Origin of the sequence: uncultured Roseicyclus sp., assembly GCF_937892565.1 — a bacterium.
Classification (GTDB): domain Bacteria; phylum Pseudomonadota; class Alphaproteobacteria; order Rhodobacterales; family Rhodobacteraceae; genus Roseicyclus.
This window is the reverse complement of record NZ_CALAHQ010000073.1, coordinates 27,789-48,871: the sequence shown is the minus strand read 5'-3', so window position 1 is coordinate 48,871 and position 21,083 is coordinate 27,789. Positions and strand designations below refer to the sequence as shown.

The window sequence follows — 21,083 nt, the reverse complement described above, 5'->3', positions numbered from 1 at the left end:
GGCGCTCACTCAGCGAAACAGCGCAGCACCCAGACATCATAGCGCGGATGCTCCAGCGCATTGAGCGCAGGCGATGAGGCGATCATCCAGCCATCAAACAGGCGGTTGCCCGGCAGATCCAGAATTTCCAGATGCGCATAGGCATCGGATGCGGGATCATCGCTGGGAAAGCGGCATTCAAGCACGCGGATGGCAATGCGCCCGTAAATCACCGTATCACCCACGACCATTTCCACATCGGTGGGCTGGCCCAGCATCCGGTCAAGCGCGCGCAGGGTGACGCGATTGGCTTGCGCGGTCGTGGGCTGGCTGATCGACGCGATGGGCGCAGATGTGCCGGGCAAGATGGTCGTCGCCCCGTCGCCTTGTCCCGTCGGGGGCTGGGTCAACGGGAACAAGCCGCCTTGGGGGGGGGCGCCGTCCTGACCCGGCGCCGCCGGATTGGACCCGGCAAGGCCACCGGGCGGAAGCTGAAAGCCCGGGATCGGACCATCGCTGTAATTGTCGAACTGCTGGGCCAGCGCGGGCGATGCGCACAGCGCCACGCCCGCCACCAGCGCCGCAAGCGTGCTGCGCATCACTCAGACCCATCCCCCGTCACAAAGCGCATCAAAAGCGTCACAAGGCTGACCGAGCTTTGCGTGTCGGTGATCCGGTCGCCGGGGGCGTAGTTGAAGGGTGAGCCCCCCGGAATGATTTCGACAAAACTGCCGCCCAACAGACCTTCGGAGGCGATGGTGATGGCGCTGTCATCGGGCAACAAGATGTCTTCGCGCAGGCTAAAGGTCGTTTCGGCACGAAAGGTCATCGGATCAAGCGTCATGGCGGTTACCGTTCCCACACGCACCCCGGCCAGCCGCACCTCGGTGCCGACCGCGATGCCTTCGGCGCTGCGGAAGGATGCAGCCATGGGATAGGTGCCCCCCGACGGGCCGCTGCCGGAGCTGCTGGCGGCATAAAAGAAAAACCCGGTCGCCACAGCCAGAACGGCGGCGCCAACAAGAACCTCGGTGATGCTGTTATCCCGCGTGGACATGGCGATTGCCCCCCGTCATCATTACCTTATGGCGCCAAGACCGGCGCGATCCAAGGGGGCTTGCCGCCCTTGGGCCGATTTCCCGCCGATCAAGGCCGCTTACTTGGGCGACCATGCCTCATAATCGCGGCGGTCTGCGGGTGCCGCACGGCGAATGGAACCCGCGGGCAGATGCGCGGCGGATGTGCCCGTCAGATTGGGCAGATGCGGTTTTTCCCAGACCTTGTGCGCGACAGGCTGTTCGCTGGGCGCGCTGTCAAAGGTGTGATGCAACCAGCCATGCCAATCGGCATCTACCCGGCTTGCCTCGACCTCGCCATTGTAGATGACCCAGCGGCGTGCGCCGTCCTTGGAGCGGTAAAAGATGTTGCCCTGCTGATCTTGTCCCACCCGCACGCCATGGCGCGCGGTGAAAAGCTGGGTCCCGATGGTCTGGCCATTCCACCATGTCACAAGGCGCTTGAGAAAGCTGAGCATCAACAGGCCCTTTCGGGGTTGCAATCCGACAGCCCGTCTTGTGCCCGATGTGGTGGGGTGCGTCCAGTGCCATGCGGTCGCGTCTGCGTGCGACGCAATCGGCACAGCATGCATGCAGCCCACCCGCGCGCATGTGCAATCGCCCAAAGGCGCAGACGCTGATGTTCCGCCAAAGCGCATCTGGCACGGACAATCGTCAGGCGTGGCCGAATTCGCAAGACTGCGCGGTCTTTTCTGACGCCCGAGCGATTGCCGCACACGAGGCCTTGGCCTAATCCTTGTTGCAGACACAGCCACCATTAGGGGGAAAGACCCATGACCGACGGCCCAAGCTATGGTTTCGACACGCTGCAGATCCACGCCGGCGCCCGCCCCGACCCCGCCACGGGGGCGCGGCAGACGCCGATCTATCAGACCACGGCCTATGTGTTTCGCGATGCCGAACATGCCGCCGCCTTGTTCAATCTGCAGGAGGTCGGATATATCTATTCGCGCCTGACCAACCCAACGGTGGCGGTGCTTCAGGAACGCATCGCAACGCTGGAGGGGGGCGTGGGCGCCGTATGCTGTTCGTCGGGGCATGCCGCACAGATCATGGCGCTGTTCCCGCTGATGGCACCGGGGCGCAATGTGGTGGCCTCGACCCGGCTTTACGGCGGCACCGTCACGCAGTTTTCCCAGACGATCAAGCGGTTCGGCTGGTCGGCCAAATTTGTCGATTTCGATGATCTCGATGCGGTGGCCGCTGCCATCGACGACAACACCCGCGCCGTGTTCTGCGAGGCGATCGCCAATCCGGGTGGCTACATCACCGATGTGCGCGCGGTGGCCGATCTGGCTGACGCGGCGGGCGTGCCGCTGATCGTCGACAACACGACCGCCACACCCTATCTGTGCCGCCCCATCGAACATGGCGCGACGCTGGTGGTGCATTCGACCACCAAATACCTGACCGGCAACGGCACGGTCACAGGGGGGTGTGTGGTCGATTCGGGGCGCTTCGACTGGTCGGCCAGCGACAAGTTCCCATCGCTTTCGGCGCCCGAACCCGCCTATCACGGCCTGCGCTTTCACGAGACCTTTGGCCCCTTGGCCTATACCTTTCACGGCATCGCCATCGGTCTGCGGGATCTGGGCATGACCATGAACCCGCAGGCCGCCCATTACACGCTGATGGGGATCGAAACGCTGTCCTTGCGGATGGAGCGGCACGTGGAGAATGCGGTCAAGATCGCCCAGTGGCTCGAGGCCGATCCGCGCATCGCCTATGTGACCTATGCGGGGCTGCCGTCGTCGCCCTACTTCGACCGCGCAAAAACCGTTTGCCCCAAAGGCGCAGGCGCCCTGTTCACCTTTGCGGTCAAGGGCGGATACGAGGCCTGCGTGCGGCTGGTCGATTCGCTCGAGATCTTCAGCCATGTCGCCAATCTGGGCGATACGCGCAGCTTGATCATTCATTCGGCTTCGACCACGCATCGCCAATTGACCCCCGAACAGCAAAAAGCCGCCGGTGCCGCCCCGGATGTCGTGCGGGTGTCGATCGGCATCGAGGATGCAGATGACCTGATCGCCGATCTGAATCAGGCACTGGCGCGCGCCGTGGCATAGGTCGGCGGATGCATGCCGATGTCATCTTTCGGCATTCAGGCGTTGTCCTAAGAGGTTCGAAAGGCGACTGAGGCCTCGGGGAAGTGTTTTCCCCGAGGCTTTTGTGTTGTAGAGCATCAAGAGCCGGGATCAGGATGGGCCCGGCCGCAACTTGAAACGACGACTGGGGTCGGATGTGACGGTCGATTTCGCGCTGTTCTTGTCGCCGCAAGGCATTGCACTGGCCCATCGCCAGACCGAAGGCCATTGGGCGCTTGTGGGCGAAGCGGCCCCCGACGGCCCCGATCTGGCCGCAGACATGGCCGCGCTGAAGGACGTGATCGCAAAGCGGGGCGGCACGACGCAACCGGTTGTGCTGGTCTTGCCGGATGACCAGATCCTCTACACCTCGTTCATGGCGCCGATCCAGGACACCCTCCTGGTCGAGGCGCGGATCGTCGAAGGGCTGGAGGGGCTGACACCTTACGCGGTGGCCGATCTGGTCCATGACTGGCGCCCGATCGAAGCCGACCGGGTCAAGGTGGCGGTCATCGCACAAGACACCCTGAACGAAGCCTCGGGCTTTGTGGCGGCATTCGGGTTTGAAAGCGCGGGCTTCATCGCGATGCCGCCGCTGGAGCGTTTTCCCGGAATGCCCGCCTTTGGGCCAAGGCCGCCGGGTCTTGGCGATGGTGCGACGGGGTTGGCGTTTGGGCCGGATACATGGGTCGACCCGGACATGGCCGCAAGTTTGGCTGTGGCCGAAGCACCCGACCCAGCCCCAGCCCCAGCCACCGTTAAGGCCACAGCCGAAATCGCATCGGCTGTGCCGACCGACCCCGCGCCACAAGACATCCCGGGCGACGACAAAGCCGGCGCGCCGCTCGATCTGATCGCGCAACCAACCACCGCCGACGCCCCAGCCGACAGGCCCAACCCCAGCCCCGGCGAAAACCCTGGGTCAGCGGCATCCGCCCCGCCCGACACGCAGACAGCGCCGCCCCCCGACACAGCGGCCGCCACGCTGACCGAGGCCGAGCCGGAAATGCAGATGGGCCTGGCTGCGATCCTTGATCTGACGCTCGATCAGACCATCACCCCGGTCCGCCCTGACGCCGGTTCTGCAGGATCATCCGATGGGGTCCAGCCCGACCGGATCGCGGATGCGCAGCCCGCCACCGTCGGGGTGCGCGGCGGCACCGACCCCGCCCGCCCCGCGTCGCGCGACGGGACGGCGAAATCATCCAATGCCGGGCGCGCGTCCACCCCCCCCTCGTCCAGATCGGAAGGCCCCCCCTCGCTCAGCTTCAGCGGGCGTCGGAGCCGTGCGCCCAAGCAAGATGGCGAACCCGGGGCGTTCTTGTCGGGCCGCTTGGGGCGGCTGGGATTTGGCACATTCTCGATGGGCGATGCGGCCCCCCAGACACCGCCCGATGCACCCTCGCCCCCCTCACCGCCAGAGGCGGCACCGCGCACCAGCAAGTTGACGGCCCAACTTGCGCGGCTGCGCGACGCCAGCAGGGTGCGCCCCAAGATCAACATCCCCGCACCCAAACCGCCAGCGCCCCCCCCCGCGATCATGGCGCAGGGCGATGATGCGAAGGCGATGATTGCAAAAACAGGCCTGCCAGTGCCGGGTGGCAAACCCACAGCCGCCGCAGCCGGCAAGGTCGCCAAAGCCCCGACGCAGCGCAGCACCGCCGATGCCGTCATCAACGCCGGGCTATTGGCGCGCAAATCCGACACTGGTGCGGCCCCTTCGATGCGCGCGGGGCTGTTGCTGACGCTTGTGTTGCTGGTGCTGTTGATCCTGATCGCGGTCTGGTCGGTGTTTTTCCTGCCCGACAGCCCGGTGGCGCGTGTGTTCGACAGTGGCAGCGGCGCGGTCAGCCAGGATGTCGCGACAGCGCCCACCCCTCCAGAGCCCGAAACCCTCCCGGTGGCTGTCGAACCGGAAGCACCCGCCGCTCTGGCGGCACTGCCTGCCCCCGACATTGCCCAACAGCCGGTGCCAAGCCTGCCGCCCGCACCCCCGGCGACACGCGCGGCATTGCCCGATATCGACGCCGAACTGGACCTGCCGCCATTGCCGCCGCTGCCGCAAGACGCGCTGCCCTCGCTGGCGGAAACGGAACGCATTTACGCCGAAGACAGCATCTGGCCGCGTCCGCCCGACCCACCCAGCTTCAGCCCCTTCACCCTGACCGACGACATCTACATCGCCTCGATCGATCCGACGGTGACAGCCCTTGATGCCGTGGCGCTGGCCGACCCCCAGATCAACATCGCCGAGATCCTGCGCGCGGTGCCGCCACCGCCCCGATTTGGTGCCCAACTCGAACGTGACGCCCTGGGCCTGATCGCAGCCACCCCAGAGGGCGTGCTGACCCCCGAGGGGGCTTTTGTCGTTTCAGGCCGACCGGCCGTGCTGGCGCTGCCCCGCCCGGCCGGCATCGTGCCCGAGATCGAAGCCGCCCCCGCCGTGGTTGCGCAAGATACACCCCGCCCCACCGTCTCGCCCCGCCCGCGCCCCGATGATCTCGTGGAATCGCGCGAGCGTCAGCTTCTGGGGGGGCTGACCGTGTCGGAATTGTCAGGTCGACGCCCGACCCCACGCCCGGCATCGGCACAAGACGCGGCACAAAGCGCGGCCGTGGCCGGTGCCTCGTTGTTTGTCGCGGGCACCGACAGCACGGCCCCGGCACAAGCCGCCGCCATCCTGGGAACCCCGCGCGCTGTTGCCGCCTCACGCGTGCCAAGCCTCAGACCTGCCGATATCGCGGACATCGCCGCGCAATCCGCGCGCGCATCCGAAGAGATCATCGCCGTTGCCGCGACCGAAATCGCCCCGCCGCCCAGCATCCCGTCAAACACCGATGTGTCGCGCGCGGCAACGGCGCGCAACGAGATTCGCCTGCGCGATATCAATCTGATCGGCGTTACGGGAACGTCCTCCAACCGCAGCGCGCTGGTGCGGCTACCCTCAGGCCGCTTCGTCAGCGTCAGCGTGGGGGATCGGCTGGATGGCGGGCGTGTCGTAGCGATCGGCGAAAGCTCGCTTCAATATGTGGTCAACGGGCGCAATGTGACGCTGGAAATCCCGGGCTGACCCCCTCGCCCGCTACAGCAAGAACGTCGCTGCCAAGCCCAGAAAAGCGAAAAACCCCACCACATCGGTGACGGTCGTGACAAAAGCGCCCGAGGCCAGCGCCGGATCGATCTTGAGCCGATCCAGAAGCACCGGGATCAAGATACCGGCCAAACCCGCCACCAAAAGGTTGATCACCATCGCCGCCGCGATCACCGCGCCCAACGCCGGGCTGCCGAACCAGAGCACGCCAACACCCCCCATCACGACGGCAAAGACCAAGCCGTTGATCAGGCCCACCGCCCCCTCGCGCCACACCACGCGCATCACGTTCGAGCGCGTCAGATCGTGAGTGGCCAGCGCACGCACCGCCACCGTCAGCGATTGCGTGCCCGCATTGCCCCCCATCGACGCCACGATCGGCATCAGCACCGCCAAGGCCACGATCTGGGTGATGGCCGCTTCGAACTGGGCGATGACCAGCGAGGCGATGATCGCGGTCCCCAGATTGACCAAGAGCCACGGAAAGCGTTGTCTGGTCGTTTCCAGCACCCGGTCCGACAGGCTGGAATCCTCGCCCACACCCGCCAATTTCAACAAATTCTCTTCAGCCGCCTGATCGAGCACGATCATCGCGTCATCGATCGTGATCACGCCAACCAACCGCTCGTCCTCATCGACCACCGGGGCCGAGATCAGATGATAATGGTTGAAGATATAGGCAACGTCATCCTCGTGCTGGGTCGCCGGGATGGTGCGGAAACTGTCCTCGGTGATGTCTGACAGGGCCGTGAGGCGGGCCGATGACAACAGCCGCCCCAGCGTCACATAGCCCACGGGCTTGTGCCGGGGATCGGTCAGGATCACATGATAGAATTGCGCAGGCAGGCTGGCCTTGCCCGCGCGCAGATAATCGATCATCTCGCCCACGGTCCAATGCTCGGGCGCATGGACCACCTCGCGCTGCATCAGCCGACCCGCGGACTCCTCGGGGAACGACAGCGCCTGTTCGACTGCCACCCGGTCCGAGGGTGCCAGCACCTCGAGGATCGCCTCGATCTGTGCGTCGGCCATATCCTCGACCAGATCGACCACATCGTCGCTGTCGAGATCGCGCACCGCATCGGCCAGCACATCATCGGGCAGCAGCGCGATGACCTCTTCACGCAAGCCCCAATCCAGTTCCGACAACACATCGCCATCGATCCCCCGCGACCAAAGCGCGAGCCACGCCGCGCGCTCTGCCTCGGAAACCTGTTCCAGAAGATCGGCGATGTCGGCCGGGTGCAGCGGCGCCATCAGGGCATCGATGGCCGTGACATCACCCGCCAAGACCAACGCCTTCAGCCGCGCGCCTACCCCCCCGGTCAAGGCATAGACATCACGATGAGATCCGACATCGCGGGTTGCGAGATCGCTTTCGTCACCTGTCATCCGGGCCACCTTGTCCTGAACTTTGCACTGCGTATCGATGAATTGCCCCTAACATAGCCCCCCGCAGCCGGCTATCACGCGCACAGCGCAAAACGGACAGAAAGGGGCCCGCCATGACCGACCGGCTGATCCTTGGCCAGACGCTGGCCTTTGGCGGTGACCCGTTTCGCCAAGGCCCCGATGTGGCCCATCACGAACGTCAGGGCGCAATCTTGATCCGGGACGGCAAGATTGCCGCTCTGGGCCGTGCCGATGATCTGCGCGCCCGGTATCCCCAAATCCCGGTCACCGATCACGGGGCGGGGCTGATTTTGCCCGGTTTCATCGATGCCCATGCCCATTACCCCCAGACCGCCATCATCGCCTCATGGGGCAAACGGCTGATCGACTGGCTCAACACCTACACCTTCCCCGAGGAAGCCCGCTTTGCCGATCCTGCCTATGCCACAGCGATTGCAGCGCGGTATTTCGACCTGCTTTTGAGCCATGGCACCACAACCGTGGCCAGCTTCGGCACGATCCACCCCGAAAGCGTCACCGCCTTTTTCACCCAAGCACAGGCACGCGGTCTGCGGGTGCTGGCGGGCAAGACCTGCATGGATCGCGACACAGCGCCCGCCTATCTGCGCGACAGCGCCCAATCGGCTTATGACGACAGCAAGGCGCTCATCACGCGCTGGCATGGGGTCGACAGGCTGTCCTATATCATCACCCCGCGCTTTTCGCCCACCTCCACCCCCGATCAGCTGCACGCATTGGGCGCGCTCTGGGCGCAATACCCCGACTGCCTGATGCAGACGCATCTGAGCGAACAGACCGATGAAATCGCCTGGGTCCGATCGCTCTATCCCACGGCGCGGGACTATCTTGACACCTACGAGGCCCATGGGCTTTTGGGGCCGAACGCGCTTTATGGCCACGCCATCCATCTGGAACCCCGCGAGATCGACCGCCTGGCCGAGGTGGGGGCGGCCTTGGTCCATTGCCCCACCTCCAACGCCTTCATCGGATCTGGGCTTTTCGACATGGGTCTGCGGGCGCGGGTGCGGGTGGGCCTGGCCACCGACACCGGCGGCGGATCGTCCTTTTCAATGCTCAGAACCATGGCCGCCGCCTATGAGATCGCCCAACTGCGCGGGCAGGCGCTGCATCCGGCCGAACTGATCTGGCTGGCCACCGGCGCCTCGGCCGAGGCCTTGGGCCTGAGCGACAAGATCGGGCGCCTCGCACCCGGTTTCGAAGCTGATCTGCTCGTCCTCGATCTTGCCTCCACACCCGCCATCGCACAGGCCAGCGCGCGTGCAAACGACATCTGGCAGGCGGTCTTTCCCACCCTCATGATGGGTGATGACCGCGCCACGCGTCAGGTCTATGTGGCGGGCGCGCCTGTCACATGACGCGCAAGCCAGCCCTTGTGTGCTTGATAGAGAAGCCGGGCGCCGCCGCCACAGGCGACGGGGACAGGGGCCCCGATTTTTCGTACGAAAAATCGCACCGCGCGCGGAGCGCGCCCTACACCGCCGCCTCGATCGCGCCGACGATCTCATCGACCACCGCGCGCATCAGCGGCTCATCCTCGGCCTCAGCCATGACACGGATCAAGAGCATGGTGCCCGATTTGCGGATCAGTGGCGGGCGCGCCCGTCACATCACGCGCCAGCCAGCCCTTGTGTGCTTGATAGGAAAGCCGGTCGGCGCCGCCACAGGCGACGCGGACAGGGGCCCCGATTTTTCGTACGAAAAATCGCACCGCGCGCGGAGCGCGCCCTACACCGCCGCCTCGATCGCGCCGACGATCTCATCGACCACCGCGCGCATCAGCAGCTCATCCTCGGCCTCGGCCATGACGCGCATCAGCGGTTCGGTGCCCGATTTGCGGATCAGCAGCCGCCCCTGACCTGCAAGCTTGGCCTCACCCGCCGCAATCGCCGCCCGAACGGCGGGGTGTTCCAGCGGGGTTTGACCCGCAGCATAGCGCACATTGCGCAAAAGCTGCGGGACGGTCACAAAATGCCGCGCCAAGGTGCTGGCCGGTCGGCCCGTGCGCACCATTTCTGCCAGAAACTGCAAGCCTGCGATCAACCCGTCGCCCGTGGTGGCGTAATCGGTCATCACGATATGGCCCGATTGTTCCCCCCCCAGATTGAGACCATGAGCGCGCATCGCCTCGACCACATACCGATCGCCCACCGGCGTGCGGTGAAGACCGATCCCGCGTGCGTCCAGAAACCGCTCAAGCCCCAGGTTCGACATCACCGTGGCGGCAAGCTTGCCCCCCTTCAGGCGCCCCTCCTCGGCCCAGCGCGCTGCAAACAGTGCCATGATCTGATCGCCATCGGCCACGCCGCCCGTCTCGTCGATCAAGATCACCCGGTCGGCATCGCCATCCAGACAGATCGCAATATCGGCCCCCGTTTCCCGCAAACGCGCCACCGCCGCTTCGGGCGCGGTCGACCCGACCCCGGCATTGATATTGGTGCCGTCGGGTGCCACGCCGATCGCCACGACATCGGCACCCAATTCCCACAGCACCTCAGGGGCGGCGCGATAGGCGGCCCCATGGGCGCAATCGATCACAACCTTCAGCCCATCGAGCGTCAATCCCTGCGGAAAGCTGCTTTTCACCCGCTCGACATAGCGAAACCGCCCGTCATCGATGCGCCTTGCCCGGCCGATGTTGGCGGCCTGCGCGGGCAAGATATCACCCGACACAAGCGCCTCGATCTCGGCCTCGGCCTCGTCGGACAACTTGAAGCCATCGGGGCCGAAGAACTTGATGCCATTGTCTTCGGCCGGGTTGTGGCTGGCCGAGATCATCACCCCCACATCAGCCCGCATCGACGTGGTCAAAAGCCCCACGGCGGGTGTGGGCACCGGACCCAACAGCAAGACATTCATGCCAGTCGAGGTGAACCCCGCCGTCAGCGCGTTCTCGATCATGTAGCCCGACAACCGCGTGTCCTTGCCAATCACGACCCGATGCGCGCGGCTGCCGTCACGGCGAAAATAGCGCCCCGCCGCCGCACCCAATCGCAACGCCATGTCGGCCGTCATCGGATAGGTATTGGCGCGCCCCCGCACCCCGTCGGTGCCGAACAGCTTTCGTGTCATGTGCTTTGCTCTTCCTGCCTGCCCAGGGCCAGCGCCTGCCACAGCGCGATGGCCTGTTTGTGTGTGGCTGTATCATGAACGCGCAGCATCTGTATGCCCTGAAGCACCGCCCATAGGCCGATCGCCGCCGATCCGGGACCGCGCCGGGCGGCCACCGTCTCGCCCGAGAGGGTGCCGATCATTCCCTTGCGCGACACGCCCAGCAAGATCCCGCAGCCCAGCCCGTGAAACAGGCTCAGTCGGTCCAGCAACGCAAGGTTCTGGTCCAGCGTCTTGCCAAAGCCGATCCCGGGGTCGATCATGATGCGCGCGCGCGCCACGCCCGCCGCCTCGGCCTCGGCCACGATGGCCGCCAGGGCATCATAAACATCCAGCACCACATCGCCATAGGCCCCGGGCGCCATGGCTTGCATGGTTTCGGGCGTGCCGATGGAATGCATCACGATCAGGGGCGCACCCGCATGCGCCGCGATCCGGGCCAAGGCCGGATCATGGCGCAGGCCGGAGACATCATTGAGCAGACCGGCCCCCGCCCTCAGCCCTGCTTCGGCCACCGCCGCCTTGCGGGTATCAAGGCTGATGGGCGCGCCGACACCGGCGGCCCGCAGCCCCGCGATCACCGGGGCCACACGGGCGATTTCCTCGGCCACGGGCAGGGGTCGCGCACCCGGACGGGTCGATTCGCCGCCGATATCGATCAGATCGGCACCCTCACCCAGCATCATCTGGCCGCGCGCGATGGCGGCCGCCACGCTGTCATCCACCCCGCCGTCCGAAAAACTGTCAGGCGTGACGTTCAAAATCCCCATCAGACGCGGCCGGTCCAGCGTCAGCCCCGCCACCGCCGGGCGGGGCGCCAGAAAAGGGGCAAGGGCGGCGGCGGGCAGATCATGGGCGGCAACGATGTCGGGCGCTGCGCCACGGCGCAGGCGTTCCAGATGGGTAAAGCGCACCCAGCCCCCCGCAAGCTGCAAGGCTTTGCCACCGCGATACGCAGGGTCGGTCAAGGGGATCGGGCGCAGATACGTATCGGTCATGGCTGGCGCCTAGCGCCCAAGCCCAGCCCTTGGCAAGGGTTCAGCATCGAATTTGCGCCCATACGCCAGCAAGTATTGACGCAATGTCACTTTTTGCCCCTCATGCGTGTATGGACAGCCAGACCCTTTTCCGCAGTTTCCGACTCAACGGCAGGGCGCCGCACCTGAGTGATCTTGATCTCTATGCGCGGGTTTTCGGCACGGTTGAGGGCGCATCGCGCTTGGCTGCCGACCTGCAGGATTGGGACCGTTATCGGGTTTCACCTTGGGTGATGTTTCACGCCGATTACCCGGTGGGCGTAGCGGGATTTCGGATCGGGTTCGGCGGTGAGGGCTTGGAATTGAGCTTTCATTTCCTGCCCGAGGTTGCGGGGCAAGGGCTGGCCAGCGAATTCGTTCAGGCCGCGCTGGATCAGGCCGCAAGCCTTTATCGCGAAGACCAGTTTTTCGCGATGGTCAGCCTGGACAATGCCGCCTCTATCCGCGTGCTGGAAAAGGTGGGCTTTGTTGGCGATCCACCAGTGGGCGGACAACGGCGGATGCGGCTGACGCTTACACCAAGGGCGGGGCAGGATCGAGCGGTCCCAAGCGTGTGACACGCACGCCGCGCGGCGGCGCCAGATCGGCGGTGGCACCGAACACCAGCACCTCCAGCGCCTCGAACGCCTGCGCAAGCCACAATGCCAGGGCCAAAGGTTCGGTCACCGATGCCGCCGGCCCGTCATGGGCATCAAGCACCAGCTTGGAGGGCGCCCAAACGCTGATCCGCCCCTGCCGCATGGCCCAGTCAAGCTCGGTCCGGCTGTCGACCACCACACACCGCGCATCACAAGATGCCAGAACCCAGGCCGATTGCTCGATCGCCAAAAGATCGATCCGGCGCTGCGGCATGGCGTGAATGGCGCGCGGCGCGGTGGTTTCGGGGCGGCCGACGCACAAGATCAAGGGCACCCCACCCGTTTCCAACCTGTCCAGCAAATCCGACAGATCGGGGCGCGCAATGGCGGCGGCGGACAGGTAAACGATCCGCGGATGGGGCGCATCGGATGGCAACAACCGCAACCGCCGCCCCTCGGGCGCGTTCCTGAGGATTTCAACCCCCAAGACATAGGGGCCGCGGTCCAGCTTGCCGATGCGCACGATGCAGCGCGCCGCAAGCGGATGGGTCAGGATACGCTCCGCGATCCGCGCTGCCAGCGTTTCCAGCAAATTCACCCGCTCGGCCGCCAGCGCCGCGTCGATCGCCTCGACGATGGTGTCATAGCTCAAGATGCGGTCGACATCATCGACGGCCTGCTCCGCACGGGTGGCCACCTCGACCACCACATCGAACTGGACCGTCTGGGTGACGCCGCGCTCGGCCTGAAAGGCACCGATTTCGACCTCGCGGCGGTGATCGGTCATCAAGATGCGATCGCGCGGCGGATCGCCCGCCAGCGCCTTGGCCCGTTCAGCTGGATGCCCGAAGGCAAGGGATATCTCGTGGCTCATGGCGGCGGACTAGCATGGCGCGCGCCGCCAAACCATGCCCGCAGGCGGCAGGCGGCGCGCTGTCTGCGACGCTTCAGTATTGCTGACGGTAGAAAATATGCGCGCCAATCTGCGATGTGCGTGGATAGACCCGCGCCCAGCGCGGGTTGACCCGAGCGGCGTGGTAATGGGTGGCGCCCGCCGTCAGGCTGCGCGGGGCATCCTCCATCATGATGTGCGCGATCTGGCCCGCACGGTGCCACGCCTGCTGATCCGAGATCAGTTCGGGAACCCCATCGCAGGTATAGGTGAACTGGCAGGCGTAGCGACGCCCGGTGCCTTGATGCACGACACCACAAATGCTCGCAGGATAGCTGGCGCTTTCCACACGGTTCAAGATCACCTCGGCCACGGCATACTGACCTACGATGGTCTCACCGCGGGCTTCGAAATAGAGTGCCTCGGTCATGCAGCGCCATTGGCCATTGCCACGCAAGGGGGGAAGCGCATCCAGTTCGCTGGCCGACAGGATATGCGCATCATCCGCCCCGGGCCGACCGGCAAAAGGGGCGCCTAGTCGGCGCAGGTGATCATCCGACAGCGCAGACATCACAGCGGTTTCGACCCCCATCAATGCGCCCAGCCGTAGCCCGATATCGGCGCTGACCGAGGGGTTGGAGGTGCTCACCGCGACATCGGCGGCAAGTGGAGCAGCAACACACACAAGACCCACGCTAAGCAATACGACCAGACGTCTTGTCCTCATGTCCAAAACCCTTTCAGGGGGCTTGACCCCGCTTCGGCAGCTTCACGGTTTCACTACATGATTCCGTTTGTTAACCATGAAGCGGACAAGCGCCAAATCGGCACCGGGTTTTGTGGATATTTGGACCCGTGCCCCTAGACTTGGGGGGCAGCGGCGGCACATCAGCCGAGATCTTCAACCGATCAGTGAGCGTCGTATGGCAAAATCTTGTCTTGAATGGACAATTGCGCAGCCGCCAATTTCGCGACCGGAACCCGGAACGGTGAGCAGGACACATAATCAAAGCCGGCGCGTCGACTAAAGGCGATGGTGGCGGGGTGGCCCGCATGTTCGCCGCAGATCGAGAGCATCAATTCGGGCCGCGCCCGGCGCCCGCGTTCGGCGCCCAACAGCATCAATTCGCCCACCCCGTCGATATCAAGCTGCTGGAACGGGTCTTCGGGAAACACGCCCAGCTGCACATAGGCGGACATGAAGCGCCCCGCATCATCGCGCGACAGACCATAGGTCATCTGCGTCAGATCGTTGGTTCCGAACGACAAGAAGGCCGAATGCTCGGCGATCTCGCCCGCGCGAAGCGCGGCGCGCGGCGTTTCCACCATGACGCCCAGCCGATAGGTGAATTCCTGACCGCTGCGCGATTTGACCTCGGCGGCGATCACGTCGATGCGGGCCTTGACCAGTTCGACCTCGCGGCGGGCCGATACCAGCGGGATCATGATCTCGGGCACCACGGGCGCACCCTTGCCCGAGGCCTTGATCGTGGCTTCGAAGATGGCGCGCGCCTGCATCTCGTAGATCTCGGGCACGGTCACACCCAGGCGCACCCCCCGCAGACCCAGCATGGGGTTGAATTCCTGCAGGCTTTCGATGCGCGATTGCACCCGGCTGACGGGCAGATCCAGCGCCTCGGCCAGCGCGCGGATACCGTCGCGGTCACCGGGCAGGAATTCGTGCAACGGCGGATCGAACAGCCGAATCGTCACCGGCTGGCCCTGCATGATCTGGAACAATTCGATGAAATCGGCGCGCTGCATCGGCAAGAGCCGGTCGAGCGCGGCGGCACGATCGGCGGGGTTTTCAGCGAATATCATCTCGCGCATCACCGTCAGGCGCGCAGGGTCAAAGAACATGTGTTCGGTGCGGCAGAGCCCGATCCCATCGACACCGAAGCGCTGCGCCATGGCGGCGTCTTCGGGCGTGTCGGCATTGGCGCGGATGCCGATATCGCGCGCGGCGTCGGCCCAATCCATCAAGCTGGCAAAGGCCCCGCCCAAAGCGGGCTCGACCAGCGGCACGGGGCCCACAAGAATATCGCCCGTGGACCCGTCAAGCGTGATCACATCGCCTTCGTGAAAGATGCGGCGCCCGGGAACGGTCAGGGTTTTCTTGCGCCCATCCAGCTGCAGACGGATCGCCCCCGTCACACAGGGCAACCCAAGCCCCCGGGCGATGACGGCAGCATGCGAGGTCATGCCGCCCCGTTCGGTCAGGATGGCCTGGGCCGCATGCATGCCACGGATATCTTCGGGGCTGGTTTCACGGCGCACAAGGATGCACGCTTCGCCCTGCGCGGCCATGGCTTGGGCGGTGGCGGCGGAAAAGACGATCTTGCCGGTGGCGGCACCGGGGGCTGCGGCGATGCCGCGCGTCAGCACATCACGCGCAACGCCGGGGCCGACCTGACGGTGCAAAAGCTGGTTGAGCGTAAAGGGCGGAATGCGCATCAGCGCTTCGTCGCGGGTGATGATCCCGTCTTCGGCCAGCGCGACGGCAATCGCGACCTCGGCCCGCCCCGACCGGGGGCAGCGCACCGCATCGAGAATCGACAGCTGGCCGTTCATCAGGGTGAATTCGATCTGCATTTCCTCGCGCAGGCGGTCGCGCATCAACCGCCCCGCCGCACAAAGCGCACTGACCGTATCAGGGGCCACCTCTTGCAAGGACCGTCCGCGCGGATCGTTGAGGATGTAATGGGCATCGCTTTCGGACAAGGCGGCGCGCCCCTGGGCCTGCGGCAGCCAGCGGCCCGTGACCTGTGGCGCGCCGGTGTCGGGGGCGGCAAATTGCACCACGCCCGAACCCGACACCCCCTGACCGATGCCCAGCGCCATTTCCTGCACGACCAGCCCCAGCCCCGCATCGACCGGCGCGCCCTGCGCTTGACGCAAGAGCCGCGCGGTCGTGCCTTCCCATGCGCGCGCCATGGATTTCAGCACTTCGGCCAGCTGTTCGGCGGTGTTCTGGGGAAAGGGATCTTCGGTTTCGGTCTCGAATTCGGCCTTGGCCAGCCGGGGCGTCATCGGACCCTCATAGCCATCGGCATCCAGCCGCAGCACATCGACCGCATAAGAGCGGATGAAGCTGACATAAAGCGCATCGGCGGCATCGCGGCCATGGGTCATGGCCAGTTCGGCAGCCTTGGCATCGGTCATGCCGATGTTCAGGATCGTGCCCGGCCCGCCCCAATCCGACATCTGCGAGGACGAGCGCACCGACAACAGCGCGCCGGGGCCAAAGACACCGATCAGCGATTGCATGTCGGGCAAGCGTCCGGCGGCGATGGCGCGCACGGTGTCAAAGCTCAGCGCCACGGTGCGCGGCACCGGCAGCTCCAGCCGCACCAGACGCTGCAGGCATTTGGCACGATTGCCATGGGTCGATGTGCGCAGCTTGGCGGTCGCGGTGATTTCGGTAAAGTCGGGCGTGGTCAGCATGGATGCCTCGTTTGCACCTGCAGCATTAGATACAACCGCAAAGCGAAGTGTCCAGAAAAACCATCACTCTGACTGTCATTAAATTCTGACGCCTGCCGGCTTAGCCCTCCAGCTTGGACAGATCGGCCACAGCACCGCAGGTTTCGACGATCCGGTGCAACAGGTTCAACCGATTGCGCCGCAGGATCTGGTTTTCGGCATTGACCTGCACCGCGTCGAAAAACGCATCGATGGGCGCGCGCAGGGCGGCCATCCGGGTCATCGCAGCCGCAAAATCCTCGGATCTGAGCGCGGGCCGGATCGCGGCCTCGGCTGTGGCCAGCGCGTCGAAAAGCGCGCGTTCTTGCGCGGTTTCGGCGAATTTCGGGTCGGCACCATAGCGGTATTCGACCCCATCGGCGGCTTCGGCCTGATGCAAGATATTGGCCGCGCGGCGGAACCCCTGGACAAGGTTTTCGCCATCGGGCGTGGCAAGGAACGCGGCCAGGGCACGGGCGCGCGCGACCACAAGGAACAGGTCATCGGCGGGCGGGCGGGCCAAGGCGGCATCGATCACATCGTGACGGATGCCCTCATCGCGCAGATGGACCTTGAGGCGGTCGTGGAAGAAAGCCTCCAATGATGCGGCCTCGGACACGCCCCGCTCATCATGCGCGGCAAAAGCGGTGGTGGCGATCGGCCCCAACCCCAACCGCACCCCATTCTCCAGCACCATCCGCACCACGCCCAGCGCCGCGCGGCGCAGCGCGTAGGGGTCTTTCGACCCCGTTGGCTTCTCGTCAATCGCCCAGAACCCGGTCAGCGTGTCGATCTTGTCGGCCAGCGCCACGGCCAGTGACACGGGCGCGCTGGGCACGCCATCCCCCTGCCCCATCGGTTTCCAATGGTCGCGGCATGCATCGGCCACGGCCCGGTCGCGGCCCGCCTCCAGCGCATAATAGCGGCCCATGACGCCCTGAAGCTCGGGGAATTCGCCCACCATGTCCGAGCGCAGATCGGCCTTGGCGATCAGGGCGGCCTCTGCCGCTTGTTCAGGGTCGGCCCCCAGCATCGGCGCGATCTCGCGCGCGAGTGCGGCGATGCGCGCGATCCGCTCGGCCTGAGAGCCCAATTTCGCGTGGAAGGTGACCGATTTCAGCCCGTCCAGCCAATCGCCCATCCCCGCCCGCGCCACGCGCAGGTCGTTTTCCCAGAAGAACTTGGCATCCGACAGGCGGGCCGACAGCACCTTTTGATTTCCCGCCAGAATCGTCGCGCCATGATCTGCTGTTTCGACATTGGCAACGGTGATGAAGCGCTCGATCCGGCCGGTTTCTGGATTGCGGACGGAAAAGAATTTCTGATGTTCGCGCATCGAGGTCTGCAACACCTCGGGCGGCAGATCGAGAAAGCGATCCTCGATCGTGCCCATCAGCACCACGGGCCATTCCACCAGCCCCGCCACCTCGGCCAGAAGGCCCGCATCCGCCACCAGCGTCAGCCCGGCGGCAAAGGCCATCTGGTCGGCATCATGGCGGATATGGGCGGCACGGTCTTCGGACGACAGCATCACCTTGGCGCGCTTCAGCTTGGCCGCGTAATCGGCGAAATGGGCCACCGGAAAGCGGGCGGGCGCCATGAAGCGGTGCCCCTCGGTGGTGTTGCCCGACACGATGCCATCGACATCAAAGGGCACGACATCGGTGCCCGCCTCATCCGACAAGATGCACAGGATCGATTGCAGCGGGCGCACCCAGCGCAACGTGCCCGCCCCCCAGCGCATCGATTTGGGCCAGGGAAAATCGCGGATCACGGCCGGCACGACCTCGGCGATGATATCCGCGGCCGGGCGGCCCGCGCGTTCGATGATGGCGAAGAAGACATCGCCCTTTTTGTCCGCGCGCGCCTCGAGCTGGTCGCGCGTGATGCCCGCGCCGCGCAAGAACCCCTCGATCGCGGCTTCGGGCGCGTCGGTGCGGGGCCCGCGGCGTTCCTCGCGGGTGGTGGGGGAATGGGCGCTGAGCCCCTCGAGCGTCAGCACCAGGCGGCGCGGCGTGGCAAAGGCGCCGGCACTCGCATAGGTCAGCCCCGCCCCGACCAGGCCATCGGTCACAAGACGCTTCAGATCCTCGGCGGCGCGCGCCTGCATCCGGGCGGGGATTTCCTCGGAGAAAAGTTCGAGGAGAAAATCGGGCATGGTGCAACGTCCTGAAAGAGCGGTCAGATCCAGTCGAGATTGACGCGGGTCACGGGGTAATGCGCCGCCACAGCATTGCGCAGGGCGGCGAAGCGGGGGCGCAGATCGCGAAACTTGTTTTCATGGGTCTCGGCCACCGTCAACCGGACAAGTTCGAAAAGCCCCTCGGCCTGCATATGTTCAAGCAGATCCAGTTCGGCGCCTTCGATATCCATCTTGAGAAAGGCGACCTCGCCGCGCTCTGCGGCGATATCGCGGATCATGTCGGGCAGCGCGATCTGTTCGACCTCGATGGAATTTGCTTCGGCCTGATCGATGTTATGCCCGCCAGGTATCACGGTGGATTTGACCGATCCGGCCATGCGGTTGGCCTCGAAGTTGGTGGCGCGCATCAGCCCGACGCGGCCCGCCGTCACGCCGACCGCGGCGTGGTGCAACACGACATTTTGCATCCCCGCCACCCGGGCGGACAATTGCGCAAAGGCAAAGGGGTCGGGCTCAAAGGCATGCACGGTTGCGCCGGTTTCGGCCAGGGGGCCGGTCACCGCGCCAACATTGGCGCCGCAATCCATCACCACGTCGCCGGGGCGCAACATCGACACGATCCCTTGCAGCAAGCCGCGCGCGAATTGCGCCCGCGCGTTGCGCTTGGCGCGGCGCTTGAGTTTGTCGTGATCTGCGATAAGCGCCGCATGCTGGGCCGCCAGATCCGCCATCACCGCCTACTCCAATGTCCCGTTCAACTGGTGCCATGCAAAACCGCGCCCGTCGGGATAGACGGCGATCACCCTGTCGATGCCGCGATGGATCTCGTGGACCGACAGGATCGCCACGGCCTCGCCGCTGGCCAAGGCCTCGCCGATGGCGCGGGCATCGAAACAGCCGAACCAGTCGGGCGCGACAAGCGGTGTGGGGTCAGGATGGGGCATGGCCCCCGATGCAAGCGCCAAAGCCTCGCCCTCGAGCAGGAAACAGCCCCGGAAGCGCAGGGGCGAGCTTGCTGCATCGATCCCTTGAAAGGCGTCATGCGCCAGCGCCACCACGTCGCCCGAGGGCAGGGTCACGACCAGATCGGCCTGATCGAGCGTCTCGAAATAGGCACGGGTCTGGGCATACCAGAGCACGGCCGCAAAGACGGCGGTGATGGCGACGATGGCGATGGCGATGAGCCGCCCCGATGTCATGCCACAGGCCCCGGCGCAGCCCATCCGCCCGCCTCTGTCTGCACGAAGGCGTCGGCGCAAAGCTTGGCCAGCGTCCGCACGCGGCCGATATAGGCTTGGCGTTCGGTCACGCTGATCACGCCGCGCGCGTCAAGCAGGTTGAACAGGTGGCTGGCCTTGATGCATTGATCATAGGCGGGGTGCGCCATGATGATCCGCCTGCCGGTCTTTGGGTCTTGGGCGGGCTGGTCGAGCAGCCGCTGGCATTCGGCCTCGGCATCCTTGAAGTGCTGCAACAGCGTGTCGGTGTGCGCCGCATCGAAATTGTGGCGCGAATATTCTTCTTCGGTCTGGCGAAAGACGTCGCCGTATGTCAAAGCGATGGGTGCTGCGGGGTCGTTGAAGGGCATGTCCATCACATGATCGACGCCCAGCACATACATCGCCAGACGTTCCAGCCCATAGGTCAGCTCGCCCGAAACAGGGGTGCAATCATGGCCGCCCACCTGCTGGAAATAGGTGAACTGGCTGACCTCCATCCCGTCGCACCACACCTCCCACCCCAGACCCCAGGCGCCCAAGGTCGGGCTTTCCCAGTCATCTTCGACAAAGCGGATGTCGTGCAGCCCCATGTCGATGCCGATGGCCTCGAGGCTGCCCAGATAGAGCGCCTGAAGGTTCGGCGGGCTGGGTTTGATCAGCACCTGATACTGATAGTAATGCTGCAACCGGTTGGGGTTTTCGCCATAGCGCCCATCGGTGGGCCGCCGCGAAGGCTGCACATAGGCCGCCGCCCATGGCCGCGACCCAAGCGAGCGCAAGGTGGTCGCCGGATGAAAGGTGCCCGCGCCCACCTCCATGTCGTAGGGTTGCATGATCGCGCAGCCCTGAGCGGCCCAATAGGCTTGCAGGCGCAAGATGATTTCCTGAAAACTCCGGGGGGTGTCGGGCATGGCGCGGTCCGCTGTCCTTTGGGGGGATGTGGTCGGGCCTTCCTAGTGTCACGCAAGCCTGCGGTCAA

The 21,083-nt window shown here is 65.3% G+C and carries 18 protein-coding genes; 4 read left to right on the top strand and 14 right to left on the bottom strand.

Annotated elements, in window-relative coordinates; translation table 11 throughout:
• Positions 1-5: 5 nt before the first annotated feature.
• The 3 genes from Q0094_RS10420 to Q0094_RS10410 all read right to left on the bottom strand — a co-directional run bounded on the left by Q0094_RS10420 (position 6) and on the right by Q0094_RS10410 (position 1,513).
• Positions 6-578, bottom strand: coding sequence for a DUF2155 domain-containing protein (locus Q0094_RS10420; RefSeq protein WP_297618899.1), 573 nt, complete (start codon positions 576-578; stop codon positions 6-8).
• Positions 578-1,036, bottom strand: coding sequence for an outer membrane lipid asymmetry maintenance protein MlaD (gene mlaD / locus Q0094_RS10415; protein ID WP_297618896.1), 459 nt, complete (start codon positions 1,034-1,036; stop codon positions 578-580). Before mlaD ends, Q0094_RS10420 begins: the two co-directional genes overlap by 1 nt.
• A 99-nt stretch (positions 1,037-1,135) precedes the next feature.
• A complete protein-coding gene (locus tag Q0094_RS10410; RefSeq protein WP_297618893.1) occupies positions 1,136-1,513 on the bottom strand; it encodes an NADH:ubiquinone oxidoreductase subunit NDUFA12 in 378 nt (125 codons plus the stop codon).
• Positions 1,514-1,828: 315 nt separating this feature from the next.
• Between Q0094_RS10410 and Q0094_RS10405 the strand changes: the two genes are divergently transcribed.
• Together Q0094_RS10405 and Q0094_RS10400 are read left to right on the top strand one after the other, a co-directional pair.
• A complete protein-coding gene (locus Q0094_RS10405; protein ID WP_297618890.1) occupies positions 1,829-3,121 on the top strand; it encodes an O-acetylhomoserine aminocarboxypropyltransferase/cysteine synthase family protein in 1,293 nt (430 codons plus the stop codon).
• 151 nt (positions 3,122-3,272) lie between these two features.
• A complete protein-coding gene (locus tag Q0094_RS10400) occupies positions 3,273-6,209 on the top strand; it encodes a hypothetical protein (RefSeq protein ID WP_297618888.1) in 2,937 nt (978 codons plus the stop codon).
• Positions 6,210-6,221: 12 nt separating this feature from the next.
• On the opposite strand, the gene mgtE is transcribed toward Q0094_RS10400, so the two are convergent.
• Entirely contained in the window at positions 6,222-7,622 is a 1,401-nt protein-coding gene (gene mgtE / locus Q0094_RS10395) for a magnesium transporter (RefSeq protein WP_297618886.1), read from the bottom strand.
• A gap of 113 nt (positions 7,623-7,735) precedes the next feature.
• Here mgtE and guaD point away from each other — a divergent pair, with 113 nt between their 5' ends.
• On the top strand, positions 7,736-9,019 hold the full coding sequence (guaD, locus tag Q0094_RS10390; RefSeq protein WP_297618884.1) for a guanine deaminase: 1,284 nt from the start codon (positions 7,736-7,738) through the stop codon (positions 9,017-9,019).
• Between the two features lie 115 nt (positions 9,020-9,134).
• On the opposite strand, the gene Q0094_RS10385 is transcribed toward guaD, so the two are convergent.
• The 3 genes from Q0094_RS10385 to folP all read right to left on the bottom strand — a co-directional run bounded on the left by Q0094_RS10385 (position 9,135) and on the right by folP (position 11,770).
• The gene (locus Q0094_RS10385) at positions 9,135-9,248 is read right to left on the bottom strand and encodes a hypothetical protein (protein ID WP_297619093.1); all 114 of its coding nucleotides are present in this window, start codon (positions 9,246-9,248) and stop codon (positions 9,135-9,137) included.
• A gap of 141 nt (positions 9,249-9,389) precedes the next feature.
• Positions 9,390-10,733 (bottom strand): phosphoglucosamine mutase, encoded by a 1,344-nt coding sequence (glmM, locus tag Q0094_RS10380; RefSeq protein WP_297618881.1) that lies wholly within the window; start codon positions 10,731-10,733, stop codon positions 9,390-9,392.
• Positions 10,730-11,770, bottom strand: coding sequence for a dihydropteroate synthase (gene folP, locus Q0094_RS10375; protein ID WP_297618877.1), 1,041 nt, complete (start codon positions 11,768-11,770; stop codon positions 10,730-10,732). The genes glmM and folP overlap by 4 nt, the downstream gene beginning before the upstream one ends.
• Positions 11,771-11,880: 110 nt before the next feature.
• Between folP and Q0094_RS10370 the strand changes: the two genes are divergently transcribed.
• Positions 11,881-12,366: a GNAT family N-acetyltransferase gene (locus Q0094_RS10370; protein WP_297618874.1), complete on the top strand. Its 486-nt coding sequence runs from the start codon at positions 11,881-11,883 to the stop codon at positions 12,364-12,366.
• Here Q0094_RS10370 and Q0094_RS10365 read toward each other — a convergent pair.
• The 7 genes from Q0094_RS10365 to Q0094_RS10335 all read right to left on the bottom strand — a co-directional run bounded on the left by Q0094_RS10365 (position 12,323) and on the right by Q0094_RS10335 (position 21,015).
• Entirely contained in the window at positions 12,323-13,261 is a 939-nt protein-coding gene (locus Q0094_RS10365; protein ID WP_297618870.1) for a dihydroneopterin aldolase, read from the bottom strand. The genes Q0094_RS10370 and Q0094_RS10365 overlap by 44 nt on opposite strands.
• A gap of 73 nt (positions 13,262-13,334) precedes the next feature.
• Positions 13,335-14,006, bottom strand: coding sequence for a cell wall hydrolase (locus Q0094_RS10360; protein WP_297618867.1), 672 nt, complete (start codon positions 14,004-14,006; stop codon positions 13,335-13,337).
• A gap of 182 nt (positions 14,007-14,188) precedes the next feature.
• Complete coding sequence (locus Q0094_RS10355; RefSeq protein WP_297618864.1) at positions 14,189-16,723, bottom strand: putative PEP-binding protein; 2,535 nt, start codon at positions 16,721-16,723, stop codon at positions 14,189-14,191.
• A 100-nt stretch (positions 16,724-16,823) separates the two neighbouring features.
• Positions 16,824-18,899 (bottom strand): glycine--tRNA ligase subunit beta, encoded by a 2,076-nt coding sequence (gene glyS / locus Q0094_RS10350; RefSeq protein WP_297618861.1) that lies wholly within the window; start codon positions 18,897-18,899, stop codon positions 16,824-16,826.
• A gap of 23 nt (positions 18,900-18,922) precedes the next feature.
• Positions 18,923-19,615 (bottom strand): FkbM family methyltransferase, encoded by a 693-nt coding sequence (locus tag Q0094_RS10345; protein WP_297618858.1) that lies wholly within the window; start codon positions 19,613-19,615, stop codon positions 18,923-18,925.
• 6 nt (positions 19,616-19,621) lie between these two features.
• Positions 19,622-20,107: a DUF6446 family protein gene (locus tag Q0094_RS10340; RefSeq protein WP_297618855.1), complete on the bottom strand. Its 486-nt coding sequence runs from the start codon at positions 20,105-20,107 to the stop codon at positions 19,622-19,624.
• The gene (locus tag Q0094_RS10335; protein WP_297618852.1) at positions 20,080-21,015 is read right to left on the bottom strand and encodes a glycine--tRNA ligase subunit alpha; all 936 of its coding nucleotides are present in this window, start codon (positions 21,013-21,015) and stop codon (positions 20,080-20,082) included. The genes Q0094_RS10340 and Q0094_RS10335 overlap by 28 nt, the downstream gene beginning before the upstream one ends.
• Positions 21,016-21,083: the final 68 nt, after the last annotated feature.